We start from the raw sequence: 17,754 nt of genomic DNA on the forward strand, positions 1-17,754 counted from the left end.
GAGGGGCACCGTTGTCGGTGTGCCGGACTCTATGACCGCTCGGGCGCCGGAGACTGCGCCTGTGCGCGTTCCCCCGCGCTGGGTGCTGCGAGGGCCAATGCGCGATGGGTCCGCCGGAGCATGGTGCGGGCCATGACGGGGTGCACGAGCTTCACCACACCCCAATAGGCGCGTGCGCGCGGGCTGTCGGTCTTCACGGCCGTGTTGAGGGTGACGTGCCGGTCATCGACGAGGATCGAGGCGCGGGCCGTCAGGCCTGCCGTGTTCACGTCCATGAGGAGTTCGCCGTCGGCTCGGGCGAGGACGGGGAAGGCGTCGCGCAGGACGCCGGTCCAGGCCGCCGGGTCGCGCGGCAGCCCCGGAAGGAGGTCCACCCGGTACGCGTCCACGTAGTCGGGGCGGTCGACGGAGGAGCGGATCAGCCGGGCCTCCGCCGGTGTCCCGACGGCTCGGGGGCGGGCCCAGGTGAGTCGGTGCAGCAGCCGTACCCAGGGCGACCAGCGCACGGGGCGGGCGACGCCGCCGGCCGCGGCCCGCTCGATGTTGTCGAAGATCTCCTCGATCATCGTGTCGTGCAGGTGCCTGATGACCAGGCCCCATTGGAGGATACCGGCGCCGCGCACTTCGCACTCCAGGACATGGCGCACGCGGCAGCGTTCGGCGCCGAGCGGTGCGACGGTCAGCTCGTGGTATCCGTCGAGACCGCCCCCCGGCGGGGTGTCGAACCGGACGCGGGACCCGGGTTCGTACGCCGTGACGTGGTAACGGATCCGGCCGTGCCCGCCGTCCGCGCCCACCGCGAGCGGGCGGTCGAGGCGCATCCGCGGCCAGGCCGGTGTCGGGAAGATCGGGTCGTCCGTGGCGGAGAGGCGGTCGAGGAGAGCCCCGACGGCTGCCGCGGGGGCGTCGATCACGCGCTCGTGGACGTTGCGTACCGCGGTCATCGTCTACCTCCATACGCTTGCGTATGGTCAACCATACGGTAGCGTATGGAGATGACGCAACGGCAGCGACGGCAGGACGGCAAAGCGCGGCTGACCGCACAGGACTGGGCGGACGCGGCACTCTCCGCGATCGGCGAGGGCGGCATCGCGGCCGTCGCCGTGGAGCCCCTGGCGGCCCGGCTCGGCACCACGAAGGGCAGCTTCTACTGGCACTTCGCCAACCGCGCCGCACTCATCGAGGCAGCGCTCGAGCGCTGGGAACAGATCAACACCGAGGGCACCATCAGCGAGGTCGAGGCGGAACCGGACCCCCGGCAGCGGATCCGTCTGCTCTTCTCCGAAGCCATCACCTCGGCCACGACCAACCCGCTCGAAGTCGCTCTGCTCGCCACCGCGACCCAACCCCAGGTCGCGGCCGCCCTGCGCCGGGTGACCGAGCGCAGAGTGGACTACCTCGCCCAACTCTTCGGCGACCTCGGCTTCCCCGAACCGGAAGCCCGCCGCCGCGGACTGCTGGCGTACACCACCTACCTCGGCCACGCCCAACTCGCCCACGCGGCGCCCTCGGTGCTGCCCCCGCAGGAGCACGGCGAGTTCACCGCCTATCTCGACGACGCTCTCGAGGTACTGATGGCCCGTCAGGAGCCATGACTCCGACGGGCGAGCCGATACCGACGTCGCGGGGAGTGTTGCCGAAGCACACGGTCTGCGAAGGTGATCAAGCCCGTCATGCCGTAGACGCCCGGGCAAGGCAGTCGCCCGGGCACCCGCGAAGGAGCCGCCCTGATGAAGCGCGCCGCCTGCCTGTCCGCCCTGGCCTGCGTCCTCTCCCTCACCGCCGCCGCGCCCGCGTCACCCGGGACCACCGCCCGCGGCGGCGGCCACCCGCACGGCACTCTCCTGGATTCCGTCCCCCGGACCGGCGTCCTCAAGGTGTGCACCACCGGCGACTACCGGCCCTTCACCCACCTCGACCCCGCTGACGGCACCTACAGCGGCGTCGACATCAAGATGGCCGAGAACCTCGCGAAGAGCCTCGACGCCAAGACCCGCTACGTGGCCACCACTTGGGCGAACGTCACCAAGGACGTGGCCGCGGGTCGCTGCGACATCGCGGTCGGCGGCGTCTCCATCACCCTGCCCCGCGCCCGCCAGGTGTACTTCAGCGAACCGACCCGGCAGGACGGCAAGACACCCGTCGTGCGCTGCGCCGACAAGGAGAAGTTCGGTGCCGGCACACTGAATGACATCGACAAGGCCGGTACGACCGTCATCGTGAACCCCGGTGGCACGAACGAGCAGTTCACCCGGGCGAACATCCATCAGGCCACCATCAAGCTGCATCCCGAGAACACGACGATCTTCCAGGAGATCATCGAGGGCCGCGCCGACGTGATGATGACCGACGCGAGCGAGACGCTCTACCAGTCCAAGATCCACCCCGAGCTGTGCTCCCTCCACCCGGAACAGCCCTTCACCTTCTCCGAGAAGGCGTACGCGCTGCCGCGCGGCGACGACCCGTTCAGGGAGTACGTGGACCAGTTCGTGCATCTCGCCACGCACGACGGCACGTACGCGGCCTACGAGGAGGAGTGGATGGGCCGGAGCGGGGCCTGACACCTGCCGGCGTGAGCCGGCACCGGGAGGGAACACCGGACGGGGAGTCGCGCTCAGAGGTTCGCGTCGTAGGCGCGGCGCAGGATCGCCGCGAACTCCTCGTCCACCTCACCGGCCTCCTGGAGGGCGACCCGCAACGCCATCTCGTCGCCGAATCCCTTCGCCACCGCGAGACGCCCGCCCGGCTCCTCCCCCGGCAGCCTCAGCCCGACGTCGACCCGGCCACGCGTGGTCGGGCGCACGCGGGCGAAGGTGCGCCGCGGCCCGACGAGCGCCACGAACGTCTTGCGCGCCTGCACGGTCACGTCCGGCAGTTCCGCGGCGCGCAGCAGCACCGCGTCGAGGACGGGCCGCAGCCCGGGGCGGTCCGCGTACTGCCCGTCGATCAGCTCGTCCGCGCCCTTGAGGAGGAAGTCCGGGTAGCCGAACGTCTCGTGCACCAGCAGCATCTGCGCGTACCCGCGCACGCCCTGCCGCTCGAGCCACTCCCGCAGCTCCGCCTCGCTCCCGGCCGCCCGCGCGCGGATCCGGTCCGTCCACACCGGCAGCGACTCACCCGTCGCTCGCTCCAGCAGCCCGATCTGCCATGCGCGCATCTCCCGCCAGGATTTGACCTGCGGCTTCTCGACCATGGACCCCAGCGTAGGGCTGCGCGGGGCGGTGATCAGCTCGTGGATCCCGGGTCTCCCCAGCGGTTCCAGAGCGTGACGTGCCAGACGTCGGCGTCGGGTCCCGGGCGTGTCACGGGCGGCAGCGGTCCCGGGCCGGTCTCGATCAGGTGGAGCAGCGACCAGGCGACGCCGTAGCAGTCGTCGGGGCCGAAGCAGTCGGCCAGCGCATGCGCCTCGTCGGCGGTGACCGGTGCGGAGATGGCGTCGATCTGGCGGCCGCGGCGGTCGACGAGTTCGTCGTCGTCCGTGTCCCAGCCGGGCAGGGGGCCGTCGGCGACGAAGGCCTGAACTTCGGGTCTCATCCCCGAATGATCGGCTGCCGTGGGTGATACGAGCAAGGACGGTCCGTGCGTCGAACCGCGGTCCGGGCTACAGGCCTACCACTGGTGCCAGTTGGGAGCGGAGGGTGCCGGCGTGGGGCTGGAGGGAGCCGTCGAAGGCGGCGGAGCCGATGGTGAAGGCGTCGGCTCCGGCCTCCGCGAGTGCGTGGATCTGGTCGGCGCCGGTGATGGATCCGGCGACGACCAGGCGGCCGGTGGTGGCGGCGCGGGCGGCGCGGACCAGGTCGAGCGGGTCGGCGTCGGTGGCGCGGTACGCGAGGAGGTCGACGCCCGCGCAACCCGCTGCTTCGGCTCGTCGGCAGTCGCGGGCGATGCGGTCCGGAGTGCCGGCGAGGCGGGTGGGGTGCCCGAGGGGTTCGCCGGCGAAGGGCAGGTAGCCGATGGACGTGCCGTGCAGGAGGGCGAGGGTCTCCTCGATCCAGGTGCCGCCCATCAGCCAGTCGACGCCGAGGTCGGCGGCCGCGCGTACGGAGGCGAGCGCCTGGTCCCGGTGGGTGCTGACGACTTCGAGGTAGGTGGTGGCGCCCATGTCCTTGATGCGGGTGTGGAGTCGGGCGAGGGTGCCGGGGTCGGCGCCGACGTCCTTGAAGCCGATGTGGGTGATGCCGAGGTCCTCGATGGTGTCGAGGACGTCGAGGCAGTCGGTGACGGTGCGGTCGTCGCGGGTGAGCATGAAGATGAAGTCCATGGGGTCCTTCGGTCCTCTGTTCCGGGCTGCTGCGGGTCGGTGGGTCAGGTGTGGGCCGGTGCCTCCGCGGACAGGCGGTCGGCGTGGGTCAGGGCGGCGAGCAGGCTGGTGTGGTCGGCCGTGCCGAGGCCGGCGATGTCGAAGGCGGTGCCGTGGTCCACGCTGGTGCGGACGAAGGGCAGGCCGATGGTGATGTTGACGCCGTGCTCGATCCCGAGGTACTTGACGGGGATGAGGCCCTGGTCGTGGTACTGGGCGACCACGGCGTCGAAGGCTCCGGCGCGGGCGCGCATGAAGACGGTGTCTGCGGGCCAGGGGCCGCTGGCCTGGATGCCTTCGCTCTGCGCGGTCTCGATGGCCGGCGTGATGATGTCCAGGTCCTCGCGGCCGAAGAGGCCGTTCTCCCCCGCGTGCGGGTTGAGCCCGGCGACGGCGATGCGCGGGGTGGGCAGTCCGCCGCGCCGGAGGGTGCGGTGGGTGAGGCGGATGATGTCGAGCACGCGGCCTGTGGTGATCGAGTCGATCGCGGTGCGCAGCGGCTGGTGCACGGTGACGAGGACGATCCGCAGTTCGTCGGTGGCCATCATCATCGCGTAGTCCGTGGTGCCGGACAGGTCGGCGAGGATCTCGGTGTGTCCGGGGTGGCGGACGCCGGCCAGGCGCAGGGCTTCCTTGTTGATCGGCGCGGTGACCAGCGCCCGTATCCGGTGGGCCAGGGCGAGTCGGATTCCGCGGCGGACGTACTGGAAGGAGGCCGCTCCGGCGCGGGCGTCGAGGGTGCCCCAGGGGAGGTCTGCGGGGAGACCGTCCTCGGCGAGGACGTTCACGGTGCCGGGGGTGAACTGCGCCTGGCCGACGGACGCGATGGGGCGCAGTGCGAGGCCGGTGCCGGCGAGTTTGTCGGCGCGGGCGAGGACGTCCGTGTCGCCGATGACGACGACGGGCACGGTGGTGCGGGGATCCGCACAGGCTTTGAGGGTGATCTCGGGGCCGATTCCGCAGGGGTCGCCCATGGTGATGGCGATCGGGGTCATGCGTGTTCTCCTGGTGCGAGGCGGTGTCGGACGAGGTGGGAGAGCCGCAGGAGCAGGGCGTCGTCACCGAAGCCGCCCGCTTTGATCAGCACGGGCAGGGGCAGTCGGCCGGTCAGGGACCCGCGGACGACGCCGGGTTCGGGTTCGTCGACGAGGTCGATGCCGGTGGCGCCGAGGGGGTGGAGGACGGTGGTGGCCGTTTCTCCCCCGGTGACGACGAGTGCGTCGACGGTGTGGTCTTCGGCGAGGGCCTGGACGACCGCCGCCTGAGCGCGGGCGAGCAGGCGGGCGGTCTGCGGCGAGTGGCGTTCATCGGGTGTCTGCAGGGTGAGGACGGGTGCTGTCAGGCTTCGTAGCGCTTGAACGGCCGGGTCCGGATCGGTACCTACGGTGACTCCCTGGACGTCGTCCCTGGTGCGGAGGGCGGCGAGCTGTCTGCGGGTGGCCGGGTTGGTGCTGCCGACCACGACGAGTGGACGCCGGGCCGGGTCGGGAAGTGGCGCAGGGCCGCTTCCGGTGGTGCGTGCACACCTTCGGGCCAGGGCGGCGGCCAGGCCCGGGGAGCCGACCCACAGCACGTCGTCGAGTCGCGGCACCGCTGCCACCACACGGTCGAGGTCGCGGTCCTCGGCGGCGGAGCAGACGATCAGGCCACCGTTCCCGATCAGTTCGGGCAGCTCGTCCGCCCGCTCGGGCTGCGCGAGAGCGGCCTGCGGGAACAGGGTGGCGAGGTCCGAGCACCGCACGGGATGGACGGGGTCGCGGGCGTAGTCGCTCTCGTGCACCGGCACGCCCCGTACGTACTGGACGCCCTTCACCGTCACTCTGCCCTCCGCGGGGAAGGCCGGTGCGAGCACGACGGCCCGCCTCCGCGATCCCACCCAGGCAGCCCGGACCTCTGCCGCGACATGGCCGCGCAGGGTGGAGTCCACCGTCTTGAAGAGCAGCTCGGAGCCGTCGAACAGGCGGGCCGCCCGCTCCGTACGCGACACGGCGGCCGCCTCGTCCAGCACCCGGCTCCCCAGGTCGACCGCGCTCACCCCCGCGGCGTGCCGCGGCACGCTCGCCGGGGCGGACAGCAGGATCCGTGCGTCGTGCCCTGCCTGGCGGAACGGCGCGGCGCCGTCCCCGGCGCTGGTGAGGTCATCCGCCAGGATGGCGATGCCCTGCCGCGCGGCGTTGCGGAATGTCATGCCCCGCCCTCTCCCTCGGCAACTCTTCTCTGTGAACGGATCAATAGTCGTGCAGGCCGAAAGCGCAGGACAAACGATTCGTTCTCACAACACCTGTGAGTAGAGTTCACGCATGCGCTGGGCCGCCCTTCCTCCTCTGAACACGCTGCTGCCCTTCGAGGCGACCGTCCGGCACGCGAGCATGACCGCGGCGGCGCGGGAACTGCATGTCACGCACGGCGCGGTGAGCCGGCAGATCCAGAATCTCGAACGGGCCCTGGGGACCTCGCTGTTCGAACGGCAGACCCGCGCCCTGCGTCCGACCTCTGAGGCCCGCCAGTTGGCGGCCGTCGTCCGGGACGCGCTCGATCAGATCGACGCGGCGGCCCGGCAGATCGCCCACCCCACGCCCATCGGCCCGCTCACCCTCTCCTGCGAGCCCACGCTCCTGATGCGATGGCTCATCCCCCGGCTCCCCGATCTGGCCGTGAACGTGCCGGACGTCGCCCTGCACCTGTCCGCGGGCGGCGGCCCTGTCTTCTTCGAGCGGGACGGCATCGACCTCGCGATCCGCCGGGACGACTTCCCGTTCCCCGAGCAGACGCCCCGGACGCGCCTGTTCGCAGAACGCATCGGACCCGTGTGCCGTCCCGATCTCGCACCCCTGCTGACCGGCCCGGACGGCGCGGCACAGATACCCCTGCTGCACACCGGCACACGGCCACAGGCCTGGGACGACTGGCGGCGTATCACCGGCAGGCGGACAGAGCCCGCCTCCCAGCAGACCCTGGAGCACTTCTACCTGACTCTCCAGGCCGCCACGGCCGGCGTCGGGGTCGCCATCGCCCCGTACGCCGTCGCCCACGACGACCTGGAGCGAGGGCAGCTCGTCGCACCCTTCGGATTCGTCCCCGACGGCACCAGCTACCACCTCCTCAGCCGTCGTTCACCCGAAGAAGACGGACGCGTCCGCGCCCTGACGGCATGGTTGCTGGCCCGGACCAGCCGGCTCGAGACCGACTCCGAACCGGCGTGACCCCTCAGCTGCCGGACCCGCACCCCGTGAATTTGCCGGAACGGCAACACTGATCGCGCCGCGCCGCCGCCGCGCCCCATGATCGATGGGTAGCCGCCGACCAGCCGCGAACCGAGGAGAAGTCGCCCATGCGATCCGAGCCGACCTCAGCACTCCGCCACCGCATCGTCGAGGCCCCCGCGGGTCGCCTGCATCTGGCCGAGCAGGGCACCGGCCCGCTGGTCCTGCTGGTCCACGGCTTCCCCGAGTCCTGGTACTCCTGGCGCCGCCAGCTCCCGGCCCTCGCCGCGGCCGGCTTCCGTGCCGTGGCCATCGACGTACGCGGCTACGGCCGCTCCTCCAAGCCGGCCGCGACCGGCGCCTACCGCATGCTCGACCTGGTGGCCGACAACGTCGCCGTCGTACGCGCCCTCGGCGAGGAGTCCGCGGTGGTCGTCGGCCACGACTGGGGCTCCAACATCGCCGCCGCGTCCGCCCTGCTCCACCCCGAGGTCTTCCGCGCGGCCGGCCTGCTGAGCGTGCCGTACGCACCGCCCGGCGGCCCCCGTCCCACGGACGTCTTCGACCACATCGGCGGCCCCGACCAGGAGTTCTACGTCTCCTACTTCCAGGAGCCCGGCCGCGCCGAGTCGGAGATCGAGCCCGATGTGCGGGGCTGGCTCGCGGGCTTCTACGCGGCCCTGTCCGCCGACACCATGCCGGCCGAGGGCGAACCCGACCCGCACTTCGTCGCCCCGGGCGGGCAGTTGCGCGACCGCTTCCCCGACGGTCCGCTCCCCGCGTGGCTGAGCGAGGAGGAACTCGACGTCTATGCCGCGGAGTTCGAACGCACGGGCCTCACCGGCGCACTCAACCGCTACCGCAACATGGACCGGGACTGGGAAGACCTCGCCCCCCACAGCGGAGCGGCGATCAAGCAGCCGTCCCTGTTCATCGGCGGCACCCTGGACGCCTCCACCACCTGGATGTCCGATGCCATCGACGCCTTCCCCGCCACTCTCCCCGCACTGTCCGCGTCCCATCTCCTGGACGGCTGCGGCCACTGGATCCAGCAGGAGCGCCCCGACGAGGTCAACCGCCTCCTGACCGACTGGCTCGCCACCCTCGAGCACTGAGCCGGGCCGTCCGGGTTCCGCGGGCTCGTTCGCGCAGACGGGCAGCCGGCCGCCGGACCAGGCCGGACACAGCCTGGGATGATGGCTTCATGCGCGCGGCCCGGCTCCTCTCCCTCCTTCTGCTGTTGCAGAACCGGGGGCGGCTCACGGCCGGTGAGCTCGCCGAGGAGCTGGGGGTCTCGGTCCGGACCGTCTACCGGGACATCGACTCACTGAGCGGCGCGGGCATCCCGGTCTACGGGGACTCCGGGCATCACGGCGGATACGAGCTGCTCGGCGGTTACCGGACCCGGCTCACCGGGCTGCACGCCGAAGAGGCCGAGTCCCTGTTCCTGGCCGGGCTGCCCGGCGCGGCGGACGATCTGGGACTGGGCGAGGTGCTGGCGGCGGCGCAGCTGAAGCTGACCGCGGCGCTGCCGGCCCCGCTCCGGGACCGGTCCGGCCGGGTCCGTGAACGCTTCCACCTCGACGCGCTCGGCTGGTACCGGGAGCAGGACTCCCCGCCCGCTCTCGTGGCGCTCGCCCACGCCGTGTGGAACCAGCGGCGCATCCGGGTGCGCTACCGCCGCTGGGCCGAGCCGCAGGAAGTCGAGCGCGAGCTCGACCCCTACGGCCTGGTCCTCAAGGCGGGCGTCTGGTACCTCGTGGCGGCGACGCACGACGCGGTGCGCACCTACCGGGTGTCGTCGATCCTCCGCCTGGACGTCGGAGAGGACGGCTTCGAGCGCCCCGACGGCTTCGATCTGGCCGCTCACTGGCAGGACTACCTCCACGCCTACGACGCCCGCAGACTGCGCCTTCAGGCTTCCGTCCGGATCGCTCCGGCGCTGCTGTCCGCGCTGCCGGACCGACTGGACGCGGCGCTGGTCCGCGCCGTCGAGGCGTCGGCGGGACCGCCGGAGGCCGACGGCTGGGTGACCGCGACCGTACCGGTGGAATCGGTCGAGTCTGCGCTGCCGACGCTGCTGTCGCTGGGGCCGGACATCGAGGTGCTGGCCCCCGAGGAACTGCGCCGCGCGCTCGCGGCGACAGCGGCGGCGATGCTCGACCGGTACCGCCCGGCGGACACCTCGGGCCGGTGCGCGGCCGGTGACCTCAGCAGCAGTCCCGCGGACAGCGTGGCCAGCAGAGAGAGCGCGGCGAGTACCGCGAAGCCGTAGCGCGTGTCGGTGTGGTCGGTGACCGTCGCGACCAGGAACATCACCCCGACCGTGGCCGCCAGACCGCCGCCGTTCGCCAGCCCGAAGACTCTGCCCACCGAGGCGTCGTCGGCCGAGGTCATCAGCATGGTCCGCGAGGCGATCCGGGCCTGCCCGAAGACGAACGCGCCCAGGGGTACGCCGATCAGATAGCCGGCGATCCCGAACTGGCTCTGCAACAGCAGGCCGGCATCGCAGAGCAGGAAGCCCACGACGGCGACGCGAAGGTCGGGCCAGTGCCTGCCGACGATCCGGTAGGCACCGGTCGCCGCCAGGAAGCCAAAACTCCCCAGGGCGTCGACGGCGCCGAACGTCCCGGCCCCCAGGTGGAGTTCGCCGATGACGGCGGTGGGCAGCAGGGCGTTGAAGACCGTGACGACCACGCTCCCCTGGGCGTAGAGCAGGATGAAGTGACGCATCCGCAGCGGCACCCGTGGCCCGGTCGGGACCGGTGCCGGCCCGCCGTCCGGGGTGGCCGTCGGCACCCGGTTCGGGCGACGCCCCACCGCGGCGACGCAGAGCGCCGACACGACGAAGGTCCCGGCGTTGAACACCAGCAGCGGCAGGGCGCCGAAGGCCTGTACGGACAGCCCGCCGATCGTCGCCGACAGCAGCATCCCCGCCTGGGTCCCCATCTCGTAGCGGGCGTTGAACCGTCGCAGCCGGTCCGCCGCGACCCTTTCCTTGATCAGCGCGGAACTCGCCGGAAAGAACAGGGCGCCGACCACGGCGAGCGTCAGATTGGCGCCGTAGACACCGGGCCCCGGGGAGCCCCCGCACACCAGCCACAGCGGCAGCCCGAGGGCCAGCGCCGCACTGGTGACATCGCAGCCGATCCACAGCGCCCGCCGGTCGAAGCGGTCGGCCAGCCGTCCGAAGAGCGGCGAGAGCAGCGCCTGCGGCCCGGCGACGGCGATGAAGAGCCAGCCGACGGCCATCATGGTCCGCTGCTCCCTGATCAGGAGCAGTGCGCCCGCGATGAGTTGGACGTTGTTGCCGAGAGCGGTCGCGAAGGCAGCGGGCACGAGCAGCCGTTCGGCCCGTTGGGAGGGGTGACTGAGGAGCATCGCACCAGTGTCCGGAGCTTCACTGACATCTCCTGTCAGTGAAGCTCGCACATGTTCCCGCACGGCCCGCGTTTCTCGCCCCGGCCCGCTGACCTGCGCGTCCCGGCCGCCAACTCGTCACATTCCGACGAAACTCACCGTCTCCGCCAGATCCGCCCGCCCGGTGCGCAGCCGTGCCACGCCCTCCTTCTCGAAGCCCACCGAGACGCCGCAGAACAGCACGAGTCCGTCGTCGGCCCCGACCACCTCACCGACGGTCTCGCGGTACATGGTCCACATCACCTGGGGGCAGCTGTGCAGGCCTTCCGCCCTCAGCAACAGCATCACCGTCTGTACGTACATCCCCGCGTCCGCCCACTGTCCCGGGCCCATGGTCCGGTCGAGGTAGCAGAACAGCACGACCGGCGCCCCGAACGCGCCGCAGTTCAGGGCGGCGATCTTCGCGGGTCGGTCGGGGTCGTCCCGCTCGATGCCCAGGGCCCGGTACCTCTGGGCGGCAGCGGCGGAGAAGCGGTCCGCGTACGGGGAGGTCAGTTCGGGCGGGTACATCGGGTACTCGCGCTCGTCGCCCGGGTCTCCCGCCACGGCCCTGGCCGCCGCGCGTCTCTTCAACTCGGCCAGCGGCTCGCCGGCAACGACATAGGCACGCCACGGCTGGAGATTGCCGCTCGACGGAGTGCGCGCCGCCGCGGTCAGCACGCGTTCGAGAACGTCTCGGGGCACCGGTTCGTCGCTGAACGCCCGCACGGCCCGGCGACCGTCCACGGCTTCGTACACATCCACGTGGTTCCCTTCCTCTCTACGTCCCTATGCGGAGGGCCCGCTCAGGTACTGGTGGGCGAGTTCCCGCAGTCGGGGCCCGGAGAAGCTCCGGCCGTGGCCCGGGTGGGCGGTCGACAGGTCCAGTTCGGCAAGGCGCGCGAGGCTGCGCCGGTAGTCCGACGGGGCGGATTCGGGGAGGTCGTCGATGAGGTGGCCGTTGTAGACGACGTCGCCGGTGAACAGCGCCCCGGTGCGTTCTTCGAGCAGGGCGATGCAGCCGGGGGTGTGTCCGGGCAGGTGCAGGACGGTCAGGGCGCGCCCGCCGAGGTCGATGGTGTCCCCGTCCTCGAGAACACGGTGCACCGTGAGTGGCTCCACGCGGTAGGCAGTCGGGTCGTAGCCGGGGTGGGGAAGCGCGTCGATCAGCAGCGCCGGCAGGTCTTCTCCCCCTGCCTCCACACCGAGTTTCCTGTAGAGCTCGGGACCGTGAAGGCTGGACGGCACGCCCTGTGCCAGCAACTCTTGGGCGGCCTTGTGGGCCGCGCGTTCCGTGAACTCGTGTGCTCCGCCGACGTGGTCCAGGTGTGCGTGGGTGAGGACGACCAGAGGGTCCCGCTCGAACATCTTCGGGATGTGGCGGCGCAGGGAGGCGACGCCCAGGCCCGCGTCCACGACGAGGTCGCGGTCCGTTCCGCGCAGCCACCAGAGGTTGGCCCGCACCAGTTTGTCGACGTGCGGCTCGGTGATGCGCACGAGGCCGTCGTCCAGCTCCTCCAGCTCGTACCAGCTGTGAGCCTGCGTCAGAGTCATCGGCCTTCTCCCGGCCGGAGCGGTGGTCATGGTGGTGATCCCACCCGGCGAACCGGCCGCGGTGCGAGACATTTAGTCTGGGCCGAATGTTGCTGCTGCGGCTCGACCTGGACGACCTCGCCTCGGTCCGCTTCGCGTGTTCCCCGCTGCAGGAGACCGTGTTGAGCCTGCGCGCGTGGCAGAACCCGGTCCGGTATGCCGAGCATCGGCCCTTGCTGCGCCAGGGCGCCCCGCTGCTGCGGCGACTCGACTGGCCCCTGCTGCGGTCCCTGGTCGGGCCGCGCCGGCGCATCGCCGACTTCCTGACCCCTCATCCCGGCGGCCCGACTCCCGATGTCGACGGCGAGTTCGCGGCACTGCGGGCCACGCCCGCCGAGCGTGTGACGGCCGAACTGCTCCAGGCCGCCAGTGGTACGGAGCTGTGCGCCGGACTCGTCGAGGCGTACCGGGATCCCCCGGCCCTGCTCGCGCGCATCGCCGACGCCCTGTACGCCTACTGGGCGCTCGTGGTCGCGCCGCACTGGCCGCGCATGCAGGCGGTTCTGCGGTCCGACATCCTGCACCGGGCGCGGCGGCTGGCCGACGGCGGCGCCGCGGCGCTGTTCCCCGACATCCACCCGGGCCTGCGCTGGCAGGCAGGCACGCTCACCGTGGACACGCTCCGCGACGAACGGCGTGACCTGGCGGTGGACGGCCGCGGCGTGACGTTCACCCCGTCTCTGTTCTGCGACCGTGCCAGCACACTCCTCAACCCCGCGCTGGCGCCCAGGATCGCGTACCCCGCGCGGGGCCGCGCCACGGTCTGGCACCCGCACGCCGTGGCCCCGCCGAAGGCCCTGGCCGATCTGCTCGGCAGCACCCGGGCCCTGCTCCTGACCCAGCTCGCGGAGCCGGCGAGCACCACCGACCTGGCCCACCGGTTGGAGCTCAGCCCCGGCACGGTGAGCCAGCATCTGGGGGTCCTGCGCCGGGCGGGACTGGTCACCCGGGCCCGGCACGGGCACCTCGTGCTGTACCTGCGCAGCCCGCTCGGCGACCGTCTGGCGGCATGAACCGGTCACGTCGCCACCGGGAAATTCCGCCGTCGCGGACGTTTCGCAGGTCATGGTCGACGACCGTGCCACCGCACACCTGAACGCTGCACCCGGGAATCGGTCATCGCTGTCTGCAAGGGCGGGAACCGCAGGATGGCCACCGGCCAACCATGGGTACACATCGAAAGGCCGGGCTTTGGAGCAAAGGCATCGGCGCACGAGCAGCAGTCCGCCCTTCGCGCACCGTTTCCTCAAGGAGCGCATCCTCATGCTCACCGCGAGCACGGGCGGTGTCCCTCGACGTGCCTGACACTCTTCTGCCCCTGGAGGCCTCATGGCCGAGTTCCTGGAACCCACCGCTCGAGACCAGTTGCCGGGCGCCCCGACGATCATCGAGCAGGGCGCGTCGGTCCTCGCCGCAGTGGGTCGGATGAGCATCCCTGATGCCACCGACGTCCTGTGCGCGGCCGCAGCGCGAACCGGCATCAAGGTGGCCCACGTGGCCCAACTCCTCGTGGACTGGGAAAGAACCGGAAGGCTCAGCAGAGACCTGCGCACAGCGATACGGCACTCCCTGCCCTCATTCCCCCTCGCCCCCTGACCTCGCCGGCAAGCCCAGCTCCCCAGCTCTCGGCTCGGCCTTGGCGAGGTCGAGCCGCCGTGTTCTTGTGCCTCAAGGCCCCCACCGGGCCCGGGAACAGGCTGAGGGACACCCGCGGAGCCTGAAGCGGCGTCACACCTCCTCGTCCGCAGTATGAGATGACCTTCCAGGATGCGGCGAAGATCTGGCACCATGCCCCGCATGCAGCAGCAGCTGATTATCAGCGGCAGCGTGCCGGCATCGAGCCCTCGGGAGTAACCCTCCCCGGCTCAGCGCCCGCACGCAGACCTCTCGCGCCTCGCGAGGGGTCTTTTTCGTTTCCCGGCCCCACAACGGCCCCACCACGGCCCCCTCGGACAAGGACCACCACCCATGGAACACGCCCGCCTCACCGTCACGCTGCGCCCCGGCCACGGGACGCTCGCACGTCTCGCGTCCACCCTCAACAACCACCACGTGCTCGACCTCGCGTACGCCACCTCGTCCCCGCTCTCGGCCACCGCCGTCGTCCGCCTGCCGCGGCCGGACGCCCCGCGCGCGCAGCACAAGCTGCGCCGGCTCGTCGACGTGATCGACGTGTCGCTCGACGATCCCGCCTCCACCGGCACCTCCCACCCCTCAACAGGTGCCGTCCGTACCTGAGCGGGGCCCCGCACTCACCAGACCTTCACACTTCATGGCTGCTGAGCGAGGAGCGGAGGGGAACCCGGTCGACGTTGCCGAGCGGAGGGATGTCGCCGTGATCGCCGTCGCCGTGTCGCTTCTGCCCGTCCTGGGCCTGCTGCTGTTCCTGATGGACCGCATCGAGGAAAGGTTCCTGGGCAGGCCACCGCGGGCGCCTCGCCATTCCCGTGACCGTCATCTGCGGCTCGTCCACGACGCGGGCAGCCGGCCGTCCGGCGTACGTGATCAGTCCGGGCGTGCCGCCCGGCTCGTCGATGCGGCCTGAGCCCGTGGGCGGGCGCGCCACCAGCGGGATCCCGGCGGCGTACGGAGGACGCCTGACGGTCTCCGATCGATTGGGCGCGGGCGAGGTGGATACCCGGCGACCATGGTGAAGCTGCATCTGCCGGGGCGGAACGCTCATCACGGCAGCGACGAGGACCAGAAGCACGAGCCGACTGCCCCCGAGCGGGTCGGGCCCGGCCCCGAAGTGGAGCGCCGGGCCCCCGACGCACCGACGAAACTCCCCAAGCGCGCGTGGCGTGGCGTGCTCAAAGGCTCGCTGCGGGAGTTCAAGGACGACGAGCTGGCGGACCGCGCGGCCGCGCTGACCTACTACGGGGTGCTGTCGCTGTTCCCGGCGCTGCTGGTGCTGGTGTCGCTGCTGGGCATCGCGGGCCGGTCCGCGACGGACTCGGTGCTGGCCGACATCAAGAAGTTCGCGCCGGGCTCGGCCAGGGACATCATCGCCCAAGCCGTGGAGCAGTTGCAGGACAACGCAGGCCTGGGCTCCGTCATGGCTGTCGTCGGCCTCGTGCTGGCCGTGTGGTCGGCGTCCGGCTACGTGGGGGCGTTCATCCGCGCAGCGAACGCCGTCTACGACATACCGGAGGGCCGCCCGGTGTGGAAGATCCTGCCGGTGCGGATCGGTGTGACGGTGGTGCTGATGGTGCTGGCGGTGATCAGTGCGCTCATCGTGGTCTTCACGGGCAGCCTGGCCAGGGAGGCCGGGAAGGCGCTCGGCATCGGGGACACCGCCCTGACGGTGTGGTCGATCGCCAAGTGGCCGGTCCTGGTCGTCCTCGTCACGATGATGATCGCGATCCTGTACTGGGCCACCCCCAACGCCGAGGTGAAGGGCTTCCGGTGGATCACCCCGGGCAGCTTCCTCGCCATCGTCGCCTGGCTGATCGCCTCCGCCGGCTTCGCGTTCTACGTGGCCGACGTCGGCTCGTACAACAAGACTTACGGCACCATGGCCGGCGTCATCGTCTTCCTCCTCTGGCTGTGGATCAGCAATCTGGTGATCCTGCTGGGCTTGGAGTTCGACGCCGAGACCGTACGCCAACGGGCCGTCGCCGGCGGACACCCGGCCGAGGCCGAGCCCTACACACAGCCTCGCGACACCCGGACGTGGACCGAGGAGGATCGGCGCCGCCTCGGTGACGTGTGACGGGTGCAGCGGCACACCTGACGGCGGCGGCCGCCCCTCTCGACGTTCGACATCCCGAACGGCATTCGAATCACCGTGCGGACGTTGGTATGCTCCGGCACCCCGTCGCGCCCCGGAGAGAGGGAGGATGCCGCGTTGGCCACGGTCATGGACGACGATCCGTCCGTCGAGTTCCATGCCTTCTTCGAGCGGCATCACGCCGAACTGGCCCGCTTTGCCCGCCTGTTGACCGGCGAGACCGAGGCCGGGGACGATCTCGCGGCGGATGCGCTGCTCGCCCTGTGGCATCGCTGGGACCGGGTCCGGGCCACAGCGCACCCGGTGGCGTACGCGCGCGGCGTCGTCGCGCATCTGGCCCGCAGCCGACTGCGCGGCACGATCCGCGAGCGGCGTCGGGTGGCCCTGTTCTGGGCTGGCCGCTCCCACCACACGGACGGCCCGGACGTGCCGGCCGTCCTCGACCTCCAGGACGCGCTGCGCGCCCTGCCGTTCCGCAAGCGGGCCTGCGTCGTCCTCCGCCACGCCTTCGACCTGTCGGAGAAGGACACCGCGCTCGCCCTCGGCATCTCGGTGGGTACCGTGAAGAGCCAGACGTCCAAGGGCATGGCCGAGTTGAAGCGCCTGCTCGGAGAGGACAGGGCGACGGCCCTGACACCAACGCGCATGCGGACGGCCGGTGCGATGGCGGAAGGGGGCCCGCGATGAACGACGACCTGCGGCGCAGGCTGCGCGATGCCGCCGGCGCGCACGAGCCCGACCGCCGGCGGATGCTGGCCCGGATCGAGCGCGGCATGTCCACCGCCCGGGCCACGCGCGGCCTGCCTGCAGCACCGCGGCGGCCCCTCACCGGCTGGGCACGGGTCGTCGGGGTGACGGCCGGGGTCGCCGGGGTGCTCGTCGCGGGCGGGTTCGCCGTGGGTGCCGTGCTGCACCCGGACGACGGAACCCGACAGATCGTCTCGGTGTCCCCTTCAACCACGTCGCCCTACGACACCGCGTCGCGCACCCCGCACCCTGCTCCGCCCTCCCCCGCGTCTCCCTCCGCATCCGCATCCGCCTCGCCTCCGCGCAAGGCCCCGGCATCCGCTTCCGCGACGGCACCGCACCGCGCCCCATCACTGCCCGCCAAGTCCCCGGCGCCGCCTCCCGCCGCGGCAGCCGATGCGGAGCTGTGGTCGGACGGGTCCGTCGACCCGGGCTCCCACACGTATTGGGCCCAGAGCAACGTCACGTTCAAGGCACGGAAGGAGCTCTCCGCACTGACCGTGGAGCTGCGCGTCGCGCAGACCGGTGACGTCGCCGACACCGGCAACTGGCGTTCCCTGCCCGCCGACGACTTCACGGCATCGGTCGCCGAACGGGACGGTTTCCTCGTCTACCAGTGGGTGCTGAAGCCCGGCCGGACCGTGCCTGCCGGGGAGCATGTCTTCGCCGGTCAGTACGACCACGCGACGGGCGCGCGGGACGCCGGCGGGGACTCGTACTCCGTCACCGGCCGCACGATCACGGGTCAACAGGCCGCGTCGAGTGGGGACTTCGCCTGAGCC

General features: G+C 71.6%; 20 protein-coding genes and 1 pseudogene. 12 read left to right on the top strand and 9 right to left on the bottom strand.

What is annotated here, in order from left to right; genetic code table 11:
• Positions 1-29: 29 nt before the first annotated feature.
• Positions 30-944 (bottom strand): DUF2867 domain-containing protein, encoded by a 915-nt coding sequence (locus tag ACFW9D_RS05025; protein ID WP_384617857.1) that lies wholly within the window; start codon positions 942-944, stop codon positions 30-32.
• A 45-nt stretch (positions 945-989) separates the two neighbouring features.
• Between ACFW9D_RS05025 and ACFW9D_RS05030 the strand changes: the two genes are divergently transcribed.
• Both ACFW9D_RS05030 and ACFW9D_RS05035 read left to right on the top strand, forming a co-directional pair.
• Positions 990-1,595 (top strand): TetR/AcrR family transcriptional regulator, encoded by a 606-nt coding sequence (locus ACFW9D_RS05030; RefSeq protein WP_384617859.1) that lies wholly within the window; start codon positions 990-992, stop codon positions 1,593-1,595.
• Positions 1,596-1,730: 135 nt separating this feature from the next.
• The gene (locus ACFW9D_RS05035; RefSeq protein WP_384617862.1) at positions 1,731-2,561 is read left to right on the top strand and encodes a transporter substrate-binding domain-containing protein; all 831 of its coding nucleotides are present in this window, start codon (positions 1,731-1,733) and stop codon (positions 2,559-2,561) included.
• 53 nt (positions 2,562-2,614) lie between these two features.
• On the opposite strand, the gene ACFW9D_RS05040 is transcribed toward ACFW9D_RS05035, so the two are convergent.
• The 5 genes from ACFW9D_RS05040 to ACFW9D_RS05060 form a co-directional block, all read right to left on the bottom strand.
• A complete protein-coding gene (locus tag ACFW9D_RS05040; protein ID WP_384617865.1) occupies positions 2,615-3,193 on the bottom strand; it encodes a DUF5655 domain-containing protein in 579 nt (192 codons plus the stop codon).
• Between the two features lie 32 nt (positions 3,194-3,225).
• Complete coding sequence (locus ACFW9D_RS05045) at positions 3,226-3,534, bottom strand: hypothetical protein (protein ID WP_384617868.1); 309 nt, start codon at positions 3,532-3,534, stop codon at positions 3,226-3,228.
• A gap of 67 nt (positions 3,535-3,601) precedes the next feature.
• Positions 3,602-4,261, bottom strand: coding sequence for a HisA/HisF-related TIM barrel protein (locus tag ACFW9D_RS05050; RefSeq protein WP_384617871.1), 660 nt, complete (start codon positions 4,259-4,261; stop codon positions 3,602-3,604).
• A 44-nt stretch (positions 4,262-4,305) separates the two neighbouring features.
• Positions 4,306-5,295 (bottom strand): 4-hydroxythreonine-4-phosphate dehydrogenase PdxA, encoded by a 990-nt coding sequence (pdxA, locus tag ACFW9D_RS05055; RefSeq protein ID WP_384617873.1) that lies wholly within the window; start codon positions 5,293-5,295, stop codon positions 4,306-4,308.
• Positions 5,292-6,488 carry a four-carbon acid sugar kinase family protein gene (locus tag ACFW9D_RS05060; protein WP_384617877.1) on the bottom strand — a complete coding sequence of 399 codons (1,197 nt, stop codon included), beginning with the start codon at positions 6,486-6,488 and terminating at the stop codon, positions 5,292-5,294. Before ACFW9D_RS05060 ends, pdxA begins: the two co-directional genes overlap by 4 nt.
• Positions 6,489-6,600: 112 nt before the next feature.
• Between ACFW9D_RS05060 and ACFW9D_RS05065 the strand changes: the two genes are divergently transcribed.
• The 3 genes from ACFW9D_RS05065 (at position 6,601) to ACFW9D_RS05075 (ending at position 9,778) form a co-directional block, all read left to right on the top strand.
• Positions 6,601-7,503 carry a LysR substrate-binding domain-containing protein gene (locus tag ACFW9D_RS05065; RefSeq protein ID WP_384617879.1) on the top strand — a complete coding sequence of 301 codons (903 nt, stop codon included), beginning with the start codon at positions 6,601-6,603 and terminating at the stop codon, positions 7,501-7,503.
• Positions 7,504-7,631: 128 nt separating this feature from the next.
• Positions 7,632-8,618 carry an alpha/beta fold hydrolase gene (locus ACFW9D_RS05070; RefSeq protein WP_384617882.1) on the top strand — a complete coding sequence of 329 codons (987 nt, stop codon included), beginning with the start codon at positions 7,632-7,634 and terminating at the stop codon, positions 8,616-8,618.
• 89 nt (positions 8,619-8,707) lie between these two features.
• A complete protein-coding gene (locus ACFW9D_RS05075) occupies positions 8,708-9,778 on the top strand; it encodes a helix-turn-helix transcriptional regulator (protein WP_384617884.1) in 1,071 nt (356 codons plus the stop codon).
• A gap of 80 nt (positions 9,779-9,858) precedes the next feature.
• Here the strand turns inward: ACFW9D_RS05075 and ACFW9D_RS05080 are convergent.
• The 3 genes and pseudogenes from ACFW9D_RS05080 to ACFW9D_RS05090 form a co-directional block, all read right to left on the bottom strand.
• A pseudogene (locus ACFW9D_RS05080) lies at positions 9,859-10,884 on the bottom strand (MFS transporter); the annotation flags it as partial.
• A 117-nt stretch (positions 10,885-11,001) separates the two neighbouring features.
• On the bottom strand, positions 11,002-11,667 hold the full coding sequence (locus ACFW9D_RS05085; protein ID WP_384617887.1) for a nitroreductase: 666 nt from the start codon (positions 11,665-11,667) through the stop codon (positions 11,002-11,004).
• A 24-nt stretch (positions 11,668-11,691) separates the two neighbouring features.
• Positions 11,692-12,456, bottom strand: coding sequence for an MBL fold metallo-hydrolase (locus tag ACFW9D_RS05090; RefSeq protein ID WP_384617890.1), 765 nt, complete (start codon positions 12,454-12,456; stop codon positions 11,692-11,694).
• Positions 12,457-12,542: 86 nt separating this feature from the next.
• Between ACFW9D_RS05090 and ACFW9D_RS05095 the strand changes: the two genes are divergently transcribed.
• The 7 genes from ACFW9D_RS05095 to ACFW9D_RS05125 all read left to right on the top strand — a co-directional run bounded on the left by ACFW9D_RS05095 (position 12,543) and on the right by ACFW9D_RS05125 (position 17,751).
• On the top strand, positions 12,543-13,508 hold the full coding sequence (locus ACFW9D_RS05095; RefSeq protein WP_384617893.1) for an ArsR/SmtB family transcription factor: 966 nt from the start codon (positions 12,543-12,545) through the stop codon (positions 13,506-13,508).
• Positions 13,509-13,824: 316 nt separating this feature from the next.
• A complete protein-coding gene (locus tag ACFW9D_RS05100) occupies positions 13,825-14,091 on the top strand; it encodes a hypothetical protein (protein ID WP_384617895.1) in 267 nt (88 codons plus the stop codon).
• A gap of 372 nt (positions 14,092-14,463) precedes the next feature.
• The gene (locus ACFW9D_RS05105) at positions 14,464-14,733 is read left to right on the top strand and encodes a hypothetical protein (RefSeq protein WP_384617898.1); all 270 of its coding nucleotides are present in this window, start codon (positions 14,464-14,466) and stop codon (positions 14,731-14,733) included.
• Positions 14,734-14,767: 34 nt separating this feature from the next.
• Positions 14,768-15,040 (top strand): hypothetical protein, encoded by a 273-nt coding sequence (locus ACFW9D_RS05110; protein WP_384617901.1) that lies wholly within the window; start codon positions 14,768-14,770, stop codon positions 15,038-15,040.
• 102 nt (positions 15,041-15,142) lie between these two features.
• Positions 15,143-16,207: a YihY/virulence factor BrkB family protein gene (locus tag ACFW9D_RS05115; RefSeq protein WP_384617903.1), complete on the top strand. Its 1,065-nt coding sequence runs from the start codon at positions 15,143-15,145 to the stop codon at positions 16,205-16,207.
• A gap of 135 nt (positions 16,208-16,342) precedes the next feature.
• Positions 16,343-16,912, top strand: a complete 570-nt coding sequence (locus ACFW9D_RS05120; protein WP_384617906.1) for a SigE family RNA polymerase sigma factor — start codon at positions 16,343-16,345, stop codon at positions 16,910-16,912.
• A complete protein-coding gene (locus ACFW9D_RS05125; RefSeq protein WP_384617909.1) occupies positions 16,909-17,751 on the top strand; it encodes a hypothetical protein in 843 nt (280 codons plus the stop codon). The genes ACFW9D_RS05120 and ACFW9D_RS05125 overlap by 4 nt, the downstream gene beginning before the upstream one ends.
• Positions 17,752-17,754 lie beyond the last annotated feature (3 nt).

Origin of the sequence: Streptomyces sp. NPDC059524 (assembly GCF_042749255.1) — a bacterium.
Classification (GTDB): domain Bacteria; phylum Actinomycetota; class Actinomycetes; order Streptomycetales; family Streptomycetaceae; genus Streptomyces; species Streptomyces xanthii.